Raw genomic sequence first — 20587 nt, 5'->3', positions numbered from 1 at the left:
AATCCTGAAATAGAGGGTTTCCGGAGCTTGTAGCGCCAGGTTGTGGATGAACCGAATGCAAAAGGAAGGAACGAGATCCTTCCTGCTGTTGCTGTTCCTGGCATTTTGCACCCCTCCTTCCTGTGAATTTTGGTAATCGTTAAAATTTATAGAAATGTTAAAATGTACTCTTACTGTTCTGAATTCTTTACTGCCTTAATCTGTTGCAACAGATCATCTGACATTTTCATCTTTTTCAAGAATTCTTCTTGTTTGCTTAGCACATCTTTTAGCGCCGTATCGAGCTTTGCAAATACATCTTCTTCTGTCAGGCCTTCATCAAAATCGACCGTTTCTGAGCGAAATATAGTTCTCCAAGTCCATCCATTCAATGATGTCCGAGAATGAGATAACTCAATCATTCGATCACATAAAGCCTTCTGCTCTACAGTCAGATCTTTGGAATTCAAGCACATCGTAATATAAGCGGAATAGCCGGTTTTATTCTGAATCTCAAAAAAGTAGTGATTATGCGTTCCCCAGTAACTCAGTGTCTCTATATCTGGAAGTACAGCAGACATTTGTTGTGTCTTGAAGCGTGTGCAGTTTCGGCTGCTATGATCCAGGTCTGCTTGAATAATGCCTTCTTCTGTTTTCTTCTCTGCCCATTTCTTGGAGAGATAGGAAATTGTTTCCTTCTTGGAATCATCGGGATCATAACCGCCATAGCGTTCTTCCAGAACAGGAAGAATCACGTCAAGATACTTCTTACTCCATTCTGCCATGAACTTTGCCATACGCGGCCAGTCCTCCTCGTTTACAATGCTGACATCTTTCAGGTTATAAGAAATCCACGAAGCTTTATTTTCATCCGCCCGGTTCCAAATAAGGGCGTCTCCAACAGCATCCTCAATTTCATCCTGATGTGCCATCAGATAGTCGAATGCGGCTTTATTCTCATCAGTACTACCCTTCCCGAGATAGAAGTCGATTCGAGCGCCATCGTGATTTGCTGCACAGCTAACACAGAATCCACCTATTCCAAAATATCCGTTCATCATATTGGAGGTGTTTGGATGACAATTCTTAAAGCACCCATTTCCATGGTTTACTTCCTGAATAATCGGAAGAGCATAAGTCCAGAATCTTCTTCTAAGATCATAGCGGTTATTGTCTGCCGCCTTATCCTGTTCTGAATCGCGCAAATAGAATACAAGATCCATCGGATCAGCATGGAAGAAAACAAACAACCTTCTCAATATAGAAATCTTTAATGCCGTGCTGGTATTCTTTTCAACATATACATTTTCATCAATTTTCAGTGGCGCACGAAGATTATCTGGATCATTACTGAAGTAGCCACTAAGTTCTGTGTCACTGCTTGTGCTATATGCAAGCGTTGAGAGAACAGACTTGTCCTCGCCATGCAGATACTTCACAACATGTTCAAACATATCTGCCCAGCTTGAAACAGGTGTCTCTGCATTCTGATAACTGTACTTGACAATATCCCGGCCCTTCAGTTCAAAGTCCTCATCATCCAGCGCGCAAGAATCAAATTCTTTTTCCGACGGAACAAATGTTGTAGACGGCATTGCCCATATTTTATTTGTCGCAGTATTGACCATCTCGTCACTGCGTTCCTGCATTTCCTCCTGGCCCCAGTGATCTTTTGTTGCTATCAGCTGGTTCATGCGCAATCCGCTCTTTTTATATCCAAGATCGGCATCCCGTTTTTCCTGGAACGTGGCATTGCTCATATTTGAGTTATAAGCAGTGAGCGTCAGGTTTCCAAGGCGATGAAGCCACGTGCTGTGAATTTCCTCCGCTTCCGGTCCGAGCGCCTGAATCCATGCAGGAGTTAAATGCTGTGGCATAATGTGCTCGATGGAATAAGTTCCGTTATCAAGAAGCGTGTAAACATCCTTTGCTTCCAATGTGCCATAGTTCTCGAAACGTTCAAACAGGTACGCCTTATATTTACCACGCATCTGGTATACTGCCTTGTTTGCCAGCGCCTGCGAGAACTCTTCATCATCCGGGAAGCGGCCGCTTTCCTTCTTTGAAAGCAGAGCATATATGAATTTCTGTACATAGTCATTCGTACTGTTGTCGTAGCGGATAACTTCACGATTCAAGTTCAGGAACACCTTGTTCAGGGCGTTGGTAGGTACATCACAGATATTACGGCGGAACAGATAATTTTCCGTGATCAGGAATATCTGCGTCAAATCATCGACGGAGAGTTTTTCACCATCCTGATTCAGCCTGAAAATTTCCATAAAGAATGGCTCTGTGACAGTGATCTCCAGCCGGTTCAGGCGGTACATACAATCGTCAAGTTTCTGACTATGCAGTCCGCTCTTTCCGGTCATCAGCTTTTGGTAAATGCGAGCATACTTCCGCATGTCCTCCAGAAGGGAATCCAGCGGAATCTTTTCTGCCTCTACATATTTTTTGAATGCCTGGTAGACATTGCTGATGGTCGGTGTGACCTGCTGCTTGATACTGAGATAATCCCGGACAAAACTGCTGACATCATTTCCGGTGCATTCCTCAATTTTCGTCCAGTATTTATCGTAAAGCTCATCCTGTTGCTTCGGTTTCAGCCCCATCAGTATGTAATTCCTGATTTTGTCGCCTTCAGTAAGAGCAAGGCCTGTCGAGTTCAGGCTTTCAAAGATCAGCTGTGCGTTGTCGTCGCCGTCCAGCGTAATGCTTATGATTTGAAGCTTGCCAATGGCCTCATACAAAGCATCTACAGGAAGCTCCTCTTTCAGAATCTGATCACAAAAAAACTGGTAGTTGATGGTCATGTTTGAAGCGGGTTCGTATTCTTCTGGATCACCCGCGACGAGCTTTTCCAAAGCACTGCGGTCTGTTTTCACAGGACGAAGTTTGATGCGGTCATCGCTCTTTGCCCACTTGGCAATTACAAAACGCTCCATGATCTGATCCTCAAGTGCGTCCTCGTTCGACTTTACACGCCCAGCCTTGACCATATTGCAAATGGCAAGGAGAAGCAGTGTAACAGTCGTCAATCGCTGCTGACCATCGATAATGTGAAATTCGATCTTACTACCATCTGGTATAACCTGAGAAACAATGCTGCCAAAGAAATGGCTGCTTCTACCGTCGCGGGAAACTTTCTTCAAATCCTCATACAACTGGCGGCAGTTATCTATTTTCCAGTCATACTTTCTTTGGTAAACGGGAATAACATAACGGTTATTCGCGCCTTCCATAAATCCTAAAAGTTGTGCTTCTGATCCTTTCATTGCTCTTACTCTGCTTTCATATAGTTAATTGAAGTCGAATATCTTCTCAAGTTCTGTCTCCAGCGTTCCATCTTTTGCAAACTGGAGCGTATCGCAGAGTTTGATATTGTTCTTCTCAATGTGAATCTCGTTGTTAAATCCAAGTATGTAGCGCAGGCAAATACGGTAGATGATTTCTGTAGGTGCGCAGCCATATACCTGTTTCGCGAAGATGTGATTCAGCCTTTCCATGTCATCCGGGAAGAGCGCCTTCATATGCCTGCTCTGATACAACCGTGTGACGATCTCTGTTATATACATGCCGGACTTCATATAGAGGTCGGCGAATGTAGCATCCGGATCATCAAAGCAGCCAGGATTCTCTTTTTCCAGCCGATCCACCATATCCTTCACGACGCGCTTTGGCGTAAAGATCTGGTTGGTTCTCTGCGGCGGAATGTAGTCAAAGATGTCACCTTTGTGGGATGCATCAAAATAATCTGCAAGCTCCCGACGCTTCTTCATGAATTCTCCGACAGCATCGTTAAATACAACTTCATCAAACAGATGTCCCTCAAAATGCTTCTTATGCGCTTCATCCCGGATTTCATTGCCCTGTTCATCTTTTTGATAATAGTCACCTCCATCGCGAAGCATCCGGAACTGGTCAAGAGACACCCCGACACCATGCGGATTCACCGTAACTTCCCAGAAAACATCTGCCGGAACCAGAGAATCAAAATTGGAGAGCGTTGTGTTTTCATCGCCATAAGCCATCAGGAAGGCCGGGATCGTGCGGGAGAAGCCGCGCAGATGATCGCGGACACTTCCCTCAATCGAGTCCTTTTCATTATTCCGCTTTTCTGTTTCAACCGTTTCCACGATTGTCTCAGCGGCCTTTTTGATGGTATCATTGCTGTTCAGCTTCTTGTGGATATTGTCTACCATCTGCTGATAGCCCTCGCTTCTGCGTTTTTCGTACTCCTGATCCAAACGGGAAATCTCCGACATGGAAGCACCTGATTTTTGCGCCTCGGCAACTTTATCATTCTGTTCCTTCTCAAGCTGATGATCCCGGATTTTGTAATCACCGTATTCACGGTTTACGACGGTATCTGTAGTCTCATGTATCTTGCGTTCAAGCTGACTCTGCGTAGACTTCTTCAGATCCTTGCCATATTGCTGACGGGCGGTCTCGATCAGTGTATCTGCAATTGGCTTAGAAAATTTCTCACGGAGCGTCGCAAGTTCATCATTCTTCGGATTAGGATTCTGCGCATGCTCTTCTGTAATGCCTTCCACAGCTTGCTCCAGTCGTTCATCTACATCACTGTATACCTTGTCGCCGAACAATTCGCTGGCTGTTCCGATTACCTGCTCATGTGGAATCTCAACCTCTCCTTCGTCGTTCAGATCAAGATCATCCGCCGTATGCTCATCAATACCTGTTGGTGCAAGCTTAGAAGGTTCCTCAATTGCCTGCATATTATTGATGATGTCAATGATTTCCTTCGGAGCACCGAAAATTCCGGAAATATTGGCAAAGAGGAAGTTCGACATAAAGCCGCGCTCCACGACTTCTTTTGCATGGATATGACGCGGAATCGTAAGCACAGACTCTGCATCCAGCTCAATCATGGAACCGTTCTCATCCTCGCCGTAGACAGGGAAGAAGTTCAAAAGCTCGCGGACATGCTGCTTCTTTTGATCAAAGTCTCCCTTATCTCCAGAAGTTCCCGGAATCAAGTCGTTTGCAAATTTCTCGAATATTGTCAGCGTTCTCGCCGGATCAAAGTCAAAGACATAGGCATTCTTCTTCCGATAAGAGTTTCCTTGGCCATCTGTGAAGAGACACGGATTCTGCGCACGGAAAGCCGCCTGCATATAGAGAGCTGGGCTCGCCATATTGGAAAGCATCAGAACTGCCGTCCACTCAGGGATCGTCACACCGGTTGTGAGCTGTCCGACGGACAAGGTGATGGTCTTGTCATAGGTCTTGATGGCCTTCGTCACCTTGTCAAAAGACTTTTCATTTTCGTCGTCATCGTCGAGCTTCCCGTCGCCAGCTGCGAGAATCACTTCATAGTCTTTGAAAACCGGATGCAGCGCCAGCTTCTTTGCAAGCGCCTTTGCACTTGCCACGCGATTTAAAAGCCAGAACGTGTGCTTCAACTCATCTCTAAGCTCCGGCGTGGAAAATGGGAACTTATCCTGGGTCGTCAGTGCATCGAGAAACTTGTCTACATCCGCGTCATGGACAAACCTCCCGGACTCATTTGTTTTGAAAAATTCATTCAGATCGAATGCATACTCTTCAATATCGTTATCCGCAAGCTCGATTCCCTGCTGCACCTTGTCTCGGATAATGTCAGACATTTGATAAGTGAAGAGCGACAGACGGGGCAGATTCTCATAAGGATTTTCCAGTTCGCTGGAGTTGTTCCAGTCACGCTTTTTCTTCTGCTCATCCGCATAGGTCCAGTTATAGATGGCATCTTCGGGAAATTTGTCATTCGCCAGAGCTTTAAACGGCGTTCCGGAAAGGTGAAGCGTGTATTTCCGGTTGATGTGATTAAATGCTGTATCGGTCTTGTAGGTATCTACCCCTTCATGTGCCTCATCGATGATCAGAATATCCCACGTCAGGCCTTTTTCTGCGCTGACTTCTGAGAGCTTGTCAAACCTCCCGCCAAAGTAGATGGATCCCTTCAAATCCTGCAGGCTGACAAATTCGATACAGCCTTTAATATTAGCTCCAGGTGCACTCAATTTTTCCAGATACTCCTGACGGCTCAGGACATATTTCCGGTCTTTGATCCCGTCAACGGTGCTGACAAATAAGTATCCGGACTGCGGCCCAAAAAATGTCTCATAATCCTGATACCATGAATTGGCAATTGCCGGGCGATTGGTCACAATAAGAACATTGGTAACCGCAAGCCGTCTGCAGAGGTCATACGCGGAGAGCGTTTTCCCAAACCGTGGCTTGCAGTTCCACAAGAATTCGCCCTTCTCATGGGACTTGAAATAATCATACGCAGACTGCACCGCATCACTCTGTTCATCCCGCAGCTTATACGGGATCACTGCATCAGCATCACATTCTGATACCACACCATGATTCTGTGTGAAGTCCACAAAATCCCCACGCGCAGTATCCGGTGTGATCCTGAACCACTCTGTGCCTTCCTCGCGGGCAATCCCGAGCTTCTTCAGATAGGCGTGGAAATCCTTGTCCGTAAACGTCCCGAACGGTTCTGTCATGTACGCGGCGCGCAAATGCCACCAGATCTTTGCATCCACACCAACCGTATGTGTCTGCTCATTGATACGGGTTTCGACATCCCGCTCCGTAAAACCGATCTTGGTCCAGCCATCATGCTTTGGCACTCCAGGAGTCGTATAGGCATAGCATTGCGGAATGACCTTTGTGGCGGTGTTAATCTTGATGCCAGCCATTATGCCATCTCCTTTACATGCGTTTCGATAAAGTTGATCTCGTCCTCATCCAGGCCGTACTTGTGGTAAAGCTGTAAGTCAATCTCGTGGACAGATTTTGACCAGTCGATATCAGAAGTGGGAGTGAAATCCTGAAGGGGAATCATTTCCCATACCTTAGGAGGGCAATGTTGTGTAACTTTTTTGATTCCGAGCATCGCTCTAAAGAATTTGGTCTTTATATACAAGCTAAGATTGATCGGTTCCTGTTTTGTTTTAAATTTACCAGCACTTAAAAAAGTATCTGAACTCCCATCACCTGGCATTCCAATAGTTGGAAGAGTTAAGGTTTCCCCAAAGTGCCCGCTGTTATTTGCCTCTGGAAGAAATAGATTGTAGCAGTCAATATACGGATTTTCTTCGATGTAGTCACGACTAATATATCTATACTCACGTTGCCCTCCGATACGTCCAAGCATTCGTATACTATTATCAAATTTTTCCGTTTTAAAAATATTCGGAGCTTTTGGCATCATGCTGGAAATAATTTTTGCCCCGGTTCCGTCACCTGAAAGTGTTTCAATCTCCGGATGTTCTTTAAATAATTGAGCAGAAAACCTATACAATCCTTGCGACGCAATAATAGTATTGAGTCGCGGATTATCGCCCTCAGTCTTTTTTACTTTACGAATAATTGCATTAAGCTCCGGATAGGCAGTGAAAATTCCTATTTCACCGTAGTTATTTCTTTCGTCTCGATAAGTGACGGCTACACCACCTTTAATATCGGTATTAGGAAACACTTTGGTAGCATCAGGCTCATAGTGCAACACCTTTAAGTGAGAATCCGTAAGCATCTTCTCATTCCACGCCTTTGGAGTTTGACCAGCATTAAATAAAAACCTAGCCGGTGTTATTAGTTCAACTACATCTGAAACTTCATACACCTGATCCATGAATAAATTATATACCGGCGGTTTCCTATCTCCCTCGTTTGGCGTTTCTTCCTGATAGGGCGGATTTCCTATCACATAATCGAATAATTTCTTCCCCATAATTAGTTCTCCCTTGCAGCATCAGCATCCATAAATCTGCGAATTTCATTTTCTAACTGGTTTTTGTCAGGAAGATAGAGCTGATAGCGGCTGACAAAAAGCTGATTAGAAATATTCTGTGTGGCATATTTCACCATCAGTTTATCCTCATAGGCACCCATAACAATGCCAATTGGTTCTGTATCCCCAGGCGTATTCATTTCTTCTCTATAGTAATTGAGATATAAATTCATCTGCCCGATGTCTTCATGCTGTACTTCTCCACGTTTCAGATCAATCAGAACAAAGCATTTTAGAATACGGTGATAAAACACGAGATCAATTTTAAAAATTCTACCGCCGATATTTATGCGCTGTTGTCTGCCGACATACGTAAAACCTTTGCCAAGCTCAAGAAGGAACTGACTCAGGTTGTCTATTAAAGCTGTTTCCAGATCGCCTGTTAAGATTTTTTGATTTTGTCACCGTTTGTTAATTGTTACTGTTTTGTCACGAATACTACTTTCTATGATCTTCCAGAACACTGAGGATGCGCTGTACGTCCTTCTGACTGTCCGCTTCATAGATCGGATCTCTTCTACGCTCGCCCACCTTTACGCATTTGTAGTGTTTGCCATATCGATTGATGTACATTTCTTCAGTAAAGGCATCAATCTTCACAGTAATAGGTGTCTTCTGATAGATTTCGAGCATTACTCCATCAGCGTCAAAGGCTTCATATAATGAGTTTCCCATCGAAAACATATTGTTTCTCATGGTCCTTGGATATTCCGCATAGAACACGGCAGAATAATCAAAATCTGTCGGAAGCGGACGAAATGCATCGACTGGATCCAGAACCGGGAATGAGAACTTTGCGTTGAGATAACGAATGTACTTCTCATTAAACCAGCGGTTCAGCGTGTTGTAGTTATGTGGAATATGGAATCGAATGATATCATTCGGAAGGCGTCCCTGAGCAGTGCCGTTGTACCGCTCTACACGTCCTTTAGCCTGTGGTGAATTGGCAAAGATCATCTTGATATCAAGACGGGCAAGCATGTCCGCGAACTGTGACGGCTTTCCGGATTTAACACTTCTGAAGACAGAATCCTTGTCAGAATATGTTGCCATCGGAACACCGTACTTTTCAAGGATTAGACGCATCATGCGTGCATATCCTCTGGTACACTCTGTAGGCATGAACCATCCTGCGAGCACTTCGGTTCCTGCATCATCTACTGCCAGATGCAGTGCGTAAGCTCTGCCATCGTTAAACCAATCATATGGAGTGCCGTCAATCTGGATCAGCTCTCCGCGGCGGTCTCTCGGCCTACGAATTGGATGCGATACATGCGAACCATCTGTTCGAATCGGCTTGGCACTTGGTGACTTCCAACCTTCTCGTACGAAAAGATCTCTGAACCAAGATTTACTTCTATCCTTCAGTCCATATTTCGCTGCATCTCCTTTCCTCTCAGGATCTCTTCCCCAGATTACATCCTCTCGGTAGATATCTCTGAATTGTGCTATGGTAATGCTTGGATATGCTTTCTTGAATTCTTCTAAGTAACTGACTTCTTGGTCGGAGGCAGTCGTTACTGGCTTCTTGCCGGTATTACCATGAACAAGGATAGATTGCATATCCTTTTCATTCAGCTCCCCCGCAAGCCGTATAAGCTGTCTCTTACTGTAACCAGTTTTCTCAGTTATCTCTTGGTAAGTGATATGTGGATCGCTCTGCTTCTGAATCAGAAGTTTCAACGCTCCGGACTTGTCTTTATCGTTCTTCATAGAACACCTCCAATGAGGCATTCTACTCAAATACTGATATCCATCCCGTAAAAGGGTGACATTTTCAAAAAATCAGAAAGGGGGTGACATTTTCATTTAACTATTACACTGTTTCCAGATCGCCTTCCTTATAAACCGGCAATTGCGGAAGGCCAACAAATTCAAATACATATGGATCTTTTACAATATCTTCCGGTTTTTCAATGATTTGTCCCTGCTGCGCCAGACGCATGACTTCATTTTTGTTTTTACTCAGTATCAATCGTTGAAACAGCATGCTTTTCATCTGCCGTTTCAGCTCTCTCACGCCCCAGTTTTCCTGCTCACACTCTCGCAAATAAAATGATCTTTCCTGTGGATCATCTATCTTCAAAAGCTCCACATAATGGCTCCAGCTTAATTTGTGCGACAGCGTCGCACATTTTGGATAAGCAAGATACAACTGTCGCATTCTGCTGATATTGCTGCGGCTGAATCCGGTACCATACTGATTTGTCAGGTCCTTGGCCAGCATTTGTAAAGTTTCTGAACCATATTCTGCCTTCTCATGTCCTGCCTGTTCATACTCAACGATATATCTGCCAATATTCCAGTTTGTTTCGACAATGGCCTGGTTGATCTGGTTGACCGCTTTCTGCCTGCCGTTATTTAACGCTGTTCCGATGTTTTGAAGTAAATCTTGATATTCTGCATTATCCGATACAAGTTGATTGGTGTTTTTGTCCGCCATAATCAGGTCTCCTTCAGCTTCTTAAAAATAATGGAGTTATCCTTTCTCCAGTCATAGATCTTGCATAGGATAGCTTCCGGCTCGTCCTCTTTTTCCACCATGTCCGGATACATATCAAAGAACGTCATCTGATGATATTCTTCGTAGGGCTTCCCAAGAGGGACGGTATCTTTCAGGCCATCCATCTGCCATATATTCCATACAATCTTGTTCGTAATCTGCCGAAGCAACTTTTCCTCCGGATCTTTTTCCCAGCGTTCCTTATAGTAGTCCATGAATGTAAGCAGCAAATTGATTCGCGCTATCAGCAGATTATCTCCCTGATATTCATAACCATAACAGGATTCAAATGCGCGGATCGTCCACTTCAGCCAGTCGTCAAAATCAGCGGTATTTTCATTCACCACTCTCAGCTTCCGGTCTAATTGTCCGATTCTGCGCTTCGTTGGAACAATGAAGTCTCCGGTAGAAACATCATAGCGAGATACAAGATATGGCGCTTCTCCACATGTAATTTCCAGCCGTCTTGAATCTATGTAACGTTTCCAGTCTTTTTTCTTCGGAAATGCGATGGGTTCTTCGATCACGTCCCATGTATGATCCTCTTTTTCCAGATTAAAAACAGCTTTTCTGCCGAACCATTCCTGATCGCAGTAATTATTCATTTGATTGCACAGCCATGCCGGAGTAAAGACTTCCGCTTTTTTTCGCGTCCGGGCTGCCTGCGCTTCCTGCGACTTTTGAATACGCGGCTTAATGATGTCTGCGTGCTGCAAAAGCAGGTTTCTATCTATCTGTTCCTTATCCGTAAACCCGTGGCCGTATTCCTCGTAAGTATCCGTCGCCCAGATGATGTTCTTCCTTGTCGATTTATCCTGAAGAAGAATATCGAGAAGCGGCGCTACAGGAGTGCTTCCTATATCTATTAACTTTTCCACTAAGACAGCGTCCCTCCTTTCATTCCTCCGTTATGGTCTTATTTTTTATGTGATACGCAATTCCTCTACTTTCGCAGAAATCAATCACGCTTTTCACACATTCATTATAGAAATGCTTGTGGGCGGCATACGCCGTAACCGTCTTGTTGTAGTTCGTACGCCCGAAAATAATCCGATCCGTAAAGCTGACTGCTTCCAATATCTTGTTCAGATCCTGCTCGATCAAATTCGGCGTAGGGTAAGGTTCAATGCTTACCCATGTTTTTGATCCCGCGTCGTGTAGTGCCTTCAATGCAGCAAGCCGATCTACATAAGGCGCCGCTCCCGGCTCCATCTTCTCTCTGTATTCCTCATCAAGCGAGATCAACGTAATGCCGTACTCATTCTCGCTGTAAAGATCTTTTAGCTCGATAGGTAGGATTCCCTTCGTTAAAACGCAGCATTTGATGCCATCTCTGTTGAGCCTCCTGATAGCGGCAAGACTCATATCCTGTATTTCCGGATAGTCCACCATAAACGGATCTGTTGTGAAGCAGAGCTGCACAGACTGTACCTTGTCCTTCAGTTTCGGTATTTCCTTATCAAGCAGCTGGATCGTATTCGATACGAGGAAAGGCCTGCGCCATTCATCGTAGTCCTTTATCTGGCCGAACCGCTTCTTCTGCAGGAAGGCATAGCACGGGTATTTACAACCATGCGAACAGCCGAGCACATGATTCATCGTGTAATCACCGTACTCGACGCCCGTCTGATAGAGCATGCTCTTTCTTTCAATGTAGCCAGCAACCTTCATTTAGTTCACCCACCTGACTGATACCTTCTGCTTGCTGTTTTCCGTCATAAAAGCAGACGGCTTTCCTTTCTCCGTAAACGCGGGATGACGGTCAACGGCAAGTTTTCCGCTTTTCTCCAGTTTCGTGAGTATAGGTCTAATAGTCTTTGTCGCACATAAAGGTCCATATTTCACATAAAATGCAGCCAATGCTTCCGTGAGAGATGTCAAAGTGTCATACTGAGAAAAATGTTCTATGACACAGGTGTTTATCTGATCCGGGTCAATTACATTATTATTGACATCCTCCTGGAATAAGGACATTTGGCCACTGTCCTGGATCTGTTTTAGAAGTTGCCAGCGATTACACATATTATCTGCCATAAGTACGCACCCATCAGGATGATTTGTTGCGTGAATCATTCGATATTTTGGATGCTGATTTTTATGAATTCTTATAGGCATGTTCAACACGTATTTGTAACTTTTACCTAACCGTTGACAATACTGTTCCGAAAAATGTTCTTCTGCTTTATAACCGTCGATTTTCCCAGAAGCATACTGTTCAATAATATCTTTCCAATAATCGCCCCCTGCGATTTCGTTCAGTGCCTCGACAGACTTATCTGATTTATCTAATCGTGTTGAATCATACTCAACCAAATCGTCAAAAAATGTTCCATCATCAAGCTCAAAATTCTTACCCATGACGCGGCAGCCCTCGCGGATGAAGCCAAAAGAGTTCATATTGATAAGGAGCTCTATAGTATTAAAACGGCCATTTGCAAAAGCGTCGAACTTTTTACAACTTAAAGCCTTGATTCCATACGGATCTATATACAGAAAAACGTTACTTCCATTTTCATTTTTCAAAAGCCCATCTATGCTGGTTTCGTATGCGCCCGAAATGATATTAACATTCGAATAATTGCTCAAGTTCTTATGCAAATCATCAGCATAATTGATGTCTATAAAGCTTGCTGTTATACGAGGGAGTCGGTCTAATCTGGTTCTGTCACAGCAATCCTTCATTATCTTCAATGCAATCAAAGGTGAACCGTCTTTGCCATCATCAAATTTTCCTTTTCCAGCAAAGCAGTCAATGTAGACTAACGGCCTGCGCGTATACAATATTTTCTGCATGTACGGTACAAAGTAGCAGCATAATAACTGATCCTTTACTTCTGACCATGGCTTCTTCTCTGCAAAAAAGTCATCATTCTTTTTTGACATTCCAGTTCGCCTCACTTTCCTACTTCTTCAAAAAGGAATCTCGTCGTTTGTTTCAAGCGGAAGTGCAAATTCTTCTTCATGCTGATCCTCATAAAACTCGTTATAAGGTTTCAGGAGTTTCTCATTAAACAGCATCGTCGGCTTTCCACAATGCTCTCAGAATCTCGCGTTCCCAGCATTTCTGTGTACGTGAAACCCTTGGTTATTGCCGAATTTATCATACTCTGGAGAACCTTCGCATTCATTGTATGCTGGAAATCACATATACGGCAATACTCCTCGTCAGGAGAATATTCCTCGTTTCCACAGCGTGGACATTTTACAAATCTGAGATTTCCATCTGTTTCGTATCCATCGTAATAAATCATTCGCTACAATTACCTTCACATCGTTTCTTTCAATATCATCTGTTGCCTTTAGATAAGGAAAAACGACATCTTTCTCTTCTCTAATCGCTTTTGCTTTTTCGCTTTCTCTGTTACAAAGGTCGGTGATGTGAAGATGAAATGGAACTCATCAATGCTTTCGAACTGCTTCTTCAATTCACTATAGGCATATATAGAAAAGCAAGCCGCTGCCACGGAAACCTTGCTACTCCGCTTTATCGTTTTTTCCATGTCGTCTCGAACGATGTTCGTTACATTATCAAATATCTTCATATAGATCGCCTTATTATTTCAGAGCTATTTCATCTGCTGAGTTTTGATGAGTGATATTACCTTCCCGTATAAGTTTCCGGATCAATCTCCACAATATCATCAAACGTGCAATTCATTGCTCTGCAGATTCTTTCAAGGACGCTAACCTGTACATTTTGCCCATTTTTCAATTTCAGGAGCGTTGAATAACTTAATCCAGTCTTCTCATGAAGTTCCTTTTTCTTCACGCCCTGATCAATCATCAATTTGAAAAGTTTCTTATACGAAACACCCATAATTTTTCCTCAACTCGCAGAATTAGACACGATGTTATATCTGAACTATGCATGAAGCAACTAACGGAATTATATCATGAGACGCACTAGATAACGACAATATTTACGAGATCTCGAAATAAGCAAAGTACTGTCAAGTCGACTCATCAGTTACTGTGCGAGCAGTGTCTTTGTAATACAAAGCCATTTTTTGCTCGTTGGGGAAGTACCCCAATCCCCTTGAACATCTCCTGCGGAGATGGCTGCGCGTTCCTTCGAACACTTAAAAAAGAGTGATGCCAGTTACCCGGTATCACTCCAATATCGTTATTGAATAGTGCTGCTGATTTCGTATTATTTCGATGCTTCCTCGCCTGGAACTTCTATTGTCAGATGCTAGAGCCAGCCGTCCTCTGCTGCGCCATGCCAATGCTTCACGCCAACAGGAATGTTTATGCAGTCACCCGGCTTCATCGCAACCGGTTCCTTGCCCCATTCCTGATACCATCCTCTGCCTCCCGACACAGATCAGAATCTGACCACCACCACTTTTGGCATGATGGATATGCCAGTTGTTCTGACAGCCCGGCTCAAAGGTAACATTGTGGATTCCGATCTGCGAAGCGGAAACCGGTGCTAGAAAACTTCTGCAAGTTTGTCTCTTCCCGCCGTCTGAACAATCTTACCGTCCTTGCTTCCGTTTCTCCTCTGCTCCCTTTAAAGAACTGCCTTGCCAAACTGGTAAGCCTTCTGCTGAATATCAGAATTCTCCGCTGCCTCTCCCGCATCGTTCAAGCCGCCACAGAATAAAGTTCCGACAAAACGCGCCTTAGGAAAGCAGTCAATCCATCCCTGCAGACCGCTGACTGCCCTCTTTGGTGTGCTGGATTCATCTTCTGCCGCGACGGTTAACAGATAAACATTCCGGAACTGATAATCGGAAGGATACAGCGGATTCATCCGATCAAGCAGGGTCTTCATCTGCCCGCTCAGGCCGTAATAATAAATCGGTGTTGAAAATACCAGTGTATCTGCCAGCTTTACCTTTTCTGCGATCCAGATGGCATCATCATTCAGAACGCATTTCTGCGTCTTCTGACAGACGAGGCAGCCGGTGCAGAACTTCAGGTTTTTACCTTTGAGACTGATTGTTTCCACTTCATGGCCAGCTTCCCGGATACCCTCTGTCATTTTTTCGGTTAGAAATTCTGAATTACTATGACTCCTGAAACTGGTTGAAATGACAAGTATTTTACTCATGGATTGGTTCCTTTCTGATGTTGTTCTCAATCTGTCTGTATCGTGATCGTTACATCACCATTTCCAAGCAGTTTAGACAGATCTTCCTTCGTTTTGTCTGTAATTCTGCCAAGTCTTGTATAAGCCCATGAATTGGACCCATAGAAAACTACCAGCTGATCTCCAGAGTAAAGAACAATATCGCCGGCAGATGTCGTTGTCTCTGCATCATCACTTGGAAGCGATGTCCCGATCGGTCCTACCTGCTCAAAGCCGCCATACATTGACATGTGGATCTGAATTGGTTCTTTCCGCGCAAGTTCTCTCATAGCTGTTACGGATTCATTGTCTTCCCATGTAATCCGTACCGGTGTATTTTCTATTGTCATCCTCATAGTTGCATTCTCCTTTGGCATTGATTCATCCATATTATTTTCCATCTCATCTCCAGCATTGCTTTTGGATGGAGGATCTGTTTCCTTGATGGTTCCCTCCGTATCCATTCTGAAGCCGCACCCTGAGATCAGCAACATGAAACTGAGCATTCCGGCCAATACAAACCTGTTCATTTCTTTCCGTGCGCTTATTTTCACTCAATCGGACTGCCTGCCATTCATCACTTTAACGAATCTTTGAAGAAATTCTCCAGCTTATCAAACGGAATCTTATCCACTTGATCATAAAGATCGATATGCTCCGCATTCGGAACAATATAGAGTTCTTTCGGCTCCGCCGCCTTCTCGTACGCTTTTTCTGAGAATGAGCGAGAATGAGCATGATCGCCTGCCACAAAGAGAATCGGACGCGGCGAAATTTCATCAATATAATCAAGGCACTTAAACTGCATCATGGCCAGATCGGAGGTAGTAGTAAAACCGCCTCTCGCGTTCGGATGATGCCCCCGCGGCACTGCATAGAAGCGATTCCATTCATTGGTGATCGGATCCGTGTCTGGCAGAGCTTCCACGGAAGGATATGGCGTTTCCGGAAAACTGGGAATATATTCCGGCTGACCTTGTTCAAAGTCCGACCATCTCTGTTCGGCAAGCTGATGCTTCATCTTATCGATCTGTTCCTTCGTCAGGTTCATCATGCCGCGAACATCGGAAATATCATACATGGAAGTTGTAGCAACTGCTTTGATACGGACATCAACTGAAGCCGCAGAAAGTGCAAATCCGCCCGATCCACAGATGCCGATCACACCGATCTTCTCCCGGTCCACATAGGGAACCTTCACGCCAAGATAATCGACCGCCGCACTGAACGACTCTGCAAACAGATCCGGCGAAGAAACATTCCTTGGCTCTCCTGCGGATTCTCCCATATGTACCTGATCAAACGTCAGAACCACAAACCCGCGCTGAGCCAGTTCATTTGCATAAACACAGGGTCCCTGTTCTTTCACGCCGCCATAGGGTGCCCCGACAATCAGCGCCGGATATTTTCCGGATTCATCCAGATCCTTTGCCCGGTAAAGATCAGCCGCAATCGCAATCCCATAGCGGTCATTGAAGCGAGCATGTTCCCGTATGACGTGTTCATTCAGTTTTGCAATATATCCGTATGCCATTTTTAATCTCCTTTGTCATTCATAAAGATGCTCTGAAAATGTCTGCAATATCCTTCTCAGTCAGCGGCGCCCATGCACTTTCAAGTCCTTCATTTTCTGCTACATGATGTGCCATCTCATCAATGCGGCTTTCATCAATGCCAACTTCCTTAAGATGCATCGGGATACCAATCGATGCGAAGAACTGGTACGTTTCTTCAATCGCCCGATCTGCGATGTCAAACCGATCCAGATTCGGATCAATTCCAAAGACATTGACACCGTATTTGACAAACCGATCTACAGTCTTCTCGCTTAAGATATGCTTCATCCACCGCGGCGTAATGATCGCAAGTCCCTCCCCATGCGTAATGTCATAATAAGCTGAGAGTGCATGCTCCATGCCATGGCATGGCCAGCCCGACGCACTGTTTCCAAGCGAATAGATCCCGTTGCATCCATATGTGCAGTCAAGCATCATTTCCGCTCTTGCCGTATAGTCTTCCGGATTCTCGAGACACTTTCTTGTATTCACCATAAGGCTCTTAAGCGCCGCTTCCATAAATCCATCGTTAAGAAGCGTGGAATCCTCGCAGAAATACTGCTCCATAATATGATTCATCGCATCCGCACAGCCGGCAGCCGTCTGTTTTCTGGATACCGTAAATGTGTAAGTCGGATCAAGGAATGAAACAGCAGGATAAAGAAGCGGGTCCAAATAGCCGATCTTATCGTTTGTCTCGGTTCTGGAAATCACGCCGCCGCAGTCATACTCGCTGCCCGTAGCGGCCAGCGTAATAATATCTACAATCGGAAGTGCTGCCTGTGCCTTTACCTTGTAAGAAATCAAATCCCATGGATCCCCGTCATACTTTGCTCCAGCTGCGATTGCCTTCGAGCAGTCGAGTACGCTGCCTCCGCCAACCGACAGAATCACATCCACATCATGTTCCTTGCAAAGCTTTACGCCGTCCAGGACACTCGGATCATACTTGGGATTTGGCTGAATGCCGGACAGCTCCACAATTTCAAAATCACTGAGAAGCGTCTTTACCTTGTCATAAAGACCAATCTTCTTGATACTTCCGCCGCCGTAGGTCAGAAGAATACTTTTCCCATATTGACGCATTACTTCGGGCAGCTGTTCCACTACCCCCTTTCCAAAAATCAGTCTGGTTGGTGTAACATAATCAAAATTCTGCATATTCATTCTCCATAAATGCATTACTTACGCTTTTTCAAATTCCGGTTTCCACTGTGCAAACTGCTTAAGCTGGGCATCGGTCCTGTGATAATATCTCTCGCCCTTATCCAGCTTTGCAATCTCCACCATTTCATCATTCGTAAGTTTGAAATCAAAAATATCAAGATTGTCTCTGATATGGTCTACATTTTTGCTTCCAGGGATGACAACAAAGCCCATCTGTGTATGCCAGCGAAGGATGATCTGTGCGGGTGTCTTTCCGTACTTTTTTCCAAGTTTGGCGAAAACTGGTTCATTGATGAGGGATTGATCTCCGTGTCCCAGCGGATACCAGCTCATAAGCCTGATATTATATTTATCGAGCGTCTTACGCAGCTCTTTCTGTGTAAAATAAGGGTGCGCCTCCACCTGAACAAACTGAGGAACTACTTCCCACTTCGTCTGAAGTTCTTCTATGTACTTTCCTTCAAAATTGGAGATGCCGATGGCTTTTGCTTTGCCTTCACGGTATGCTTTTTCAAGCTGATGATATCCGGCAAGCCAGTTGCCTGCAGGCTGATGGATGTAAAGAAGATCCACATAGTCCACACCAAGGCGTTCAAGCGTCTCATCAACTGCGTTGTCATTTTCATACTCGCTTGGCCAGAGCTTGGTGGAGAGGAAGATTTCTCCACGCGGTACACCACTATCGCGCATTCCGCGGCCGACAGCACGCTCATTGACATAAGCGTTTGCTGTATCAACCAGCCGATAACCCATCTTCAGGGCTTCCCGGACGCTGTTTTCTGCCTCAGCAGGTGATAACATAAATGTTCCGAGTCCTACGACCGGACATTCCAGTTTGTTGTTCAGAATAATATTCTCCATATCTAACCTCCTACATTAAACCATTGGACTTCAGCCAGCTCTTAATCTGATCATCAGCTTTATTTGCACTGCTTCCGTTGATTGACAGTCCCCGTTTCACATCTGCGCCCGGGCAAAGCTTTCTGATATCTGATTCACTGGACCCCATTCCACTCCCCTCGTTTGTACAAAGAGGAAGAATCGTCTTTCCTGAAAAATCAAACGCTTCAAGGAAAGTAAATACTGCCATTGGCATTGTTCCCCAGTAATTCGGATAACCGAGAATCACCGTGTCATACGCATCGATGCTTGTCGGAAGAGACTTGAGTTCAGGTCTTGCATCCTGCTTTTGGTGTTCCTTTGCCTCAGCAATGCAGGTGTTATAATCCTTCGCATATGGTGTCTTCATTTCCATTTTGAAGAGATCTGCCCCAATCATATCTTTGATTTTTCGAGCCACAACTTCCGTGTTGCCAACCTCTATATATCTCATAGAACCGCCAAAATAATTTTCATCCGCTCTTGAAAAGAATGCCATTAACGTCTTTGCCATAGTATCTGTCTCAATCTTTCTTAATGTTCTCAGCATCCCATGAAAGGACACCGGTTTTCACTGCTTCCTCATATCGGGAGATCTTGTAGTTGAGTCTGTCCATAGTGGCCTGATACTTATCTAAATTCTTCTGTACCTCCGCACGCGCTTCCATCAAAAGATCCCGTCTTGCTGCGATCGTAGAATCACCCTGCTGGAAAAGCTTTACATACTCAATCAGCATTTCCACCGGAACCCCGGCACTTCTCATACAAACAGCATTCTCAACCCATTTCAGATCTTCATCGGAATAATCTCGAATCCCGCCTTTGGTTCTTCTGACTTCCGGAATGACACCTACGCGCTCATAGTAGCGCAGCGTGTCCGGAGAAAGATTGAATTTTTCGCAAACCTCTTTTATCGTCATCGTCATCACCACTCTTTACAGTTTGCCGCCTACTTTATCATCTGCACCTGGACTATACCCCTTGGAGTTAACTCCAAGTCAAGTGCTATTTTGAAATTAATTTAGTTGTCTTAGCAAATTCGCCATCTTGCAAAATCATCTCTACATTTACAATTTGGCTGTACATAGTTTCAATTTGATGCCTTGTGGTAGGGGCATCCTTTTATTTCGCTTCCTTTCCTTCACCACCTGTATGACAAGCCTGATCAGCCTGCATACACCTGACAATGCATTCCTTGACAGCCTCAGATTTGGAAGAAGATCCAGCAAACTGTTCAAGCCAGTGGATCAACTCCATGTCCTTTTCACTTTTAGTGTTATACCAGACCGTAATTCTTTTCAGATACTTCTTCTGATACTCATAATCACGTTTTGCTTTTTCTTCCTGATTCATAAAATAATCCTTCTATATGCATTAAATATTATATGGTAATTAGCGCTAATCTGCATAATAACAAAAGAAAATCTCATCACAATTTCTCATGATGAGATTCTCATTTTGAGGGTTACAGCCCCTTTTCATGCTTTGATGAATAAGCTCAACCCTGCTTGATGGCAGCCTGGGCAGCAGCCAGACGGGCAATCGGAACACGGTAAGGTGAGCAGGAAACATAATCCAGACCGATCTTGTTGAAGAACTCGATGGAAGCAGGATCGCCG

Annotated in this window: 20 protein-coding genes and 1 pseudogene; all 21 read right to left on the bottom strand. The window is 44.5% G+C overall.

Annotated features, from left to right (window positions below; translation table 11 throughout):
• Positions 1 to 170 precede the first annotated feature (170 nt).
• Complete coding sequence (locus DHU66_RS10655; protein ID WP_245309526.1) at positions 171 to 3224, bottom strand: DUF4268 domain-containing protein; 3054 nt, start codon at positions 3222 to 3224, stop codon at positions 171 to 173.
• A gap of 57 nt (positions 3225 to 3281) precedes the next feature.
• The gene (locus DHU66_RS10650; RefSeq protein ID WP_108775942.1) at positions 3282 to 6695 is read right to left on the bottom strand and encodes a DEAD/DEAH box helicase family protein; all 3414 of its coding nucleotides are present in this window, start codon (positions 6693 to 6695) and stop codon (positions 3282 to 3284) included.
• Positions 6695 to 7729: an Eco57I restriction-modification methylase domain-containing protein gene (locus DHU66_RS10645; RefSeq protein WP_108775941.1), complete on the bottom strand. Its 1035-nt coding sequence runs from the start codon at positions 7727 to 7729 to the stop codon at positions 6695 to 6697. The genes DHU66_RS10650 and DHU66_RS10645 overlap by 1 nt, the downstream gene beginning before the upstream one ends.
• Positions 7730 to 7731: 2 nt before the next feature.
• Positions 7732 to 8178: a PDDEXK nuclease domain-containing protein gene (locus DHU66_RS10640; protein ID WP_108775940.1), complete on the bottom strand. Its 447-nt coding sequence runs from the start codon at positions 8176 to 8178 to the stop codon at positions 7732 to 7734.
• Between the two features lie 49 nt (positions 8179 to 8227).
• On the bottom strand, positions 8228 to 9502 hold the full coding sequence (locus DHU66_RS10635; RefSeq protein WP_167836185.1) for a DDE-type integrase/transposase/recombinase: 1275 nt from the start codon (positions 9500 to 9502) through the stop codon (positions 8228 to 8230).
• A 103-nt stretch (positions 9503 to 9605) separates the two neighbouring features.
• Positions 9606 to 10232: a DUF1016 N-terminal domain-containing protein gene (locus DHU66_RS10630; RefSeq protein ID WP_209451812.1), complete on the bottom strand. Its 627-nt coding sequence runs from the start codon at positions 10230 to 10232 to the stop codon at positions 9606 to 9608.
• A gap of 2 nt (positions 10233 to 10234) precedes the next feature.
• Positions 10235 to 11170: a restriction endonuclease subunit M gene (locus DHU66_RS10625; RefSeq protein ID WP_108775938.1), complete on the bottom strand. Its 936-nt coding sequence runs from the start codon at positions 11168 to 11170 to the stop codon at positions 10235 to 10237.
• A 19-nt stretch (positions 11171 to 11189) separates the two neighbouring features.
• Positions 11190 to 11963 (bottom strand): radical SAM protein, encoded by a 774-nt coding sequence (locus DHU66_RS10620; RefSeq protein WP_108775937.1) that lies wholly within the window; start codon positions 11961 to 11963, stop codon positions 11190 to 11192.
• A complete protein-coding gene (gene tcmP, locus DHU66_RS10615; RefSeq protein ID WP_108775936.1) occupies positions 11964 to 13175 on the bottom strand; it encodes a three-Cys-motif partner protein TcmP in 1212 nt (403 codons plus the stop codon).
• A 416-nt stretch (positions 13176 to 13591) separates the two neighbouring features.
• Complete coding sequence (locus DHU66_RS10610; protein WP_209451811.1) at positions 13592 to 13834, bottom strand: phospholipase D-like domain-containing protein; 243 nt, start codon at positions 13832 to 13834, stop codon at positions 13592 to 13594.
• Positions 13835 to 13890: 56 nt separating this feature from the next.
• Positions 13891 to 14109 (bottom strand): helix-turn-helix domain-containing protein, encoded by a 219-nt coding sequence (locus DHU66_RS10605; RefSeq protein ID WP_108775935.1) that lies wholly within the window; start codon positions 14107 to 14109, stop codon positions 13891 to 13893.
• Positions 14110 to 14487: 378 nt separating this feature from the next.
• Positions 14488 to 14737: pseudogene (locus DHU66_RS12595) on the bottom strand (cupin domain-containing protein); the annotation flags it as partial.
• 68 nt (positions 14738 to 14805) lie between these two features.
• Positions 14806 to 15348 (bottom strand): flavodoxin family protein, encoded by a 543-nt coding sequence (locus tag DHU66_RS10595; RefSeq protein WP_108775934.1) that lies wholly within the window; start codon positions 15346 to 15348, stop codon positions 14806 to 14808.
• A 26-nt stretch (positions 15349 to 15374) separates the two neighbouring features.
• On the bottom strand, positions 15375 to 15722 hold the full coding sequence (locus DHU66_RS10590; RefSeq protein WP_135358360.1) for a cyclophilin-like fold protein: 348 nt from the start codon (positions 15720 to 15722) through the stop codon (positions 15375 to 15377).
• A 221-nt stretch (positions 15723 to 15943) separates the two neighbouring features.
• Positions 15944 to 16900 (bottom strand): alpha/beta hydrolase, encoded by a 957-nt coding sequence (locus DHU66_RS10585; protein ID WP_108775932.1) that lies wholly within the window; start codon positions 16898 to 16900, stop codon positions 15944 to 15946.
• Positions 16901 to 16919: 19 nt separating this feature from the next.
• Positions 16920 to 18083 carry an iron-containing alcohol dehydrogenase gene (locus DHU66_RS10580; protein WP_108775931.1) on the bottom strand — a complete coding sequence of 388 codons (1164 nt, stop codon included), beginning with the start codon at positions 18081 to 18083 and terminating at the stop codon, positions 16920 to 16922.
• Positions 18084 to 18107: 24 nt separating this feature from the next.
• A complete protein-coding gene (locus tag DHU66_RS10575; protein ID WP_108775930.1) occupies positions 18108 to 18950 on the bottom strand; it encodes an aldo/keto reductase in 843 nt (280 codons plus the stop codon).
• Between the two features lie 10 nt (positions 18951 to 18960).
• On the bottom strand, positions 18961 to 19482 hold the full coding sequence (locus DHU66_RS10570) for a flavodoxin (RefSeq protein WP_108776147.1): 522 nt from the start codon (positions 19480 to 19482) through the stop codon (positions 18961 to 18963).
• Positions 19483 to 19492: 10 nt separating this feature from the next.
• A complete protein-coding gene (locus tag DHU66_RS10565; RefSeq protein WP_342587734.1) occupies positions 19493 to 19894 on the bottom strand; it encodes a MerR family transcriptional regulator in 402 nt (133 codons plus the stop codon).
• Positions 19895 to 20090: 196 nt separating this feature from the next.
• Positions 20091 to 20321, bottom strand: a complete 231-nt coding sequence (locus tag DHU66_RS10560; protein WP_108775929.1) for a hypothetical protein — start codon at positions 20319 to 20321, stop codon at positions 20091 to 20093.
• A 145-nt stretch (positions 20322 to 20466) separates the two neighbouring features.
• On the bottom strand, positions 20467 to 20587 hold a 121-nt coding region (locus DHU66_RS10555; protein ID WP_209451826.1), incomplete at its 5' end, for a putative PEP-binding protein.

This window comes from Lactimicrobium massiliense (genome assembly GCF_900343155.1).
Lineage (GTDB): Bacteria > Bacillota_I > Bacilli_A > Erysipelotrichales > Erysipelotrichaceae > Bulleidia > Bulleidia massiliensis.
Note: the sequence above shows the minus strand (reverse complement) of the source record. Positions and strands in the feature narration are given on the sequence as shown.

Coding starts and splice junctions, on each gene's coding strand:
- DHU66_RS10655 (WP_245309526.1), bottom strand. CDS start 3,224: ATGGAAGGCGCGAATAACCGTTATGTTATTCCCGTTTACCAAAGAAAG.
- DHU66_RS10650 (WP_108775942.1), bottom strand. CDS start 6,695: ATGGCTGGCATCAAGATTAACACCGCCACAAAGGTCATTCCGCAATGC.
- DHU66_RS10645 (WP_108775941.1), bottom strand. CDS start 7,729: ATGGGGAAGAAATTATTCGATTATGTGATAGGAAATCCGCCCTATCAG.
- DHU66_RS10635 (WP_167836185.1), bottom strand. CDS start 9,502: ATGAAGAACGATAAAGACAAGTCCGGAGCGTTGAAACTTCTGATTCAG.
- DHU66_RS10630 (WP_209451812.1), bottom strand. CDS start 10,232: ATGGCGGACAAAAACACCAATCAACTTGTATCGGATAATGCAGAATAT.
- DHU66_RS10620 (WP_108775937.1), bottom strand. CDS start 11,963: ATGAAGGTTGCTGGCTACATTGAAAGAAAGAGCATGCTCTATCAGACG.
- tcmP (WP_108775936.1), bottom strand. CDS start 13,175: ATGTCAAAAAAGAATGATGACTTTTTTGCAGAGAAGAAGCCATGGTCA.
- DHU66_RS10610 (WP_209451811.1), bottom strand. CDS start 13,834: ATGAAGATATTTGATAATGTAACGAACATCGTTCGAGACGACATGGAA.
- DHU66_RS10605 (WP_108775935.1), bottom strand. CDS start 14,109: ATGGGTGTTTCGTATAAGAAACTTTTCAAATTGATGATTGATCAGGGC.
- DHU66_RS10595 (WP_108775934.1), bottom strand. CDS start 15,348: ATGAGTAAAATACTTGTCATTTCAACCAGTTTCAGGAGTCATAGTAAT.
- DHU66_RS10590 (WP_135358360.1), bottom strand. CDS start 15,722: ATGAGGATGACAATAGAAAATACACCGGTACGGATTACATGGGAAGAC.
- DHU66_RS10585 (WP_108775932.1), bottom strand. CDS start 16,900: ATGGCATACGGATATATTGCAAAACTGAATGAACACGTCATACGGGAA.
- DHU66_RS10580 (WP_108775931.1), bottom strand. CDS start 18,083: ATGCAGAATTTTGATTATGTTACACCAACCAGACTGATTTTTGGAAAG.
- DHU66_RS10575 (WP_108775930.1), bottom strand. CDS start 18,950: ATGGAGAATATTATTCTGAACAACAAACTGGAATGTCCGGTCGTAGGA.
- DHU66_RS10570 (WP_108776147.1), bottom strand. CDS start 19,482: ATGGCAAAGACGTTAATGGCATTCTTTTCAAGAGCGGATGAAAATTAT.
- DHU66_RS10565 (WP_342587734.1), bottom strand. CDS start 19,894: ATGACGATGACGATAAAAGAGGTTTGCGAAAAATTCAATCTTTCTCCG.
- DHU66_RS10560 (WP_108775929.1), bottom strand. CDS start 20,321: ATGAATCAGGAAGAAAAAGCAAAACGTGATTATGAGTATCAGAAGAAG.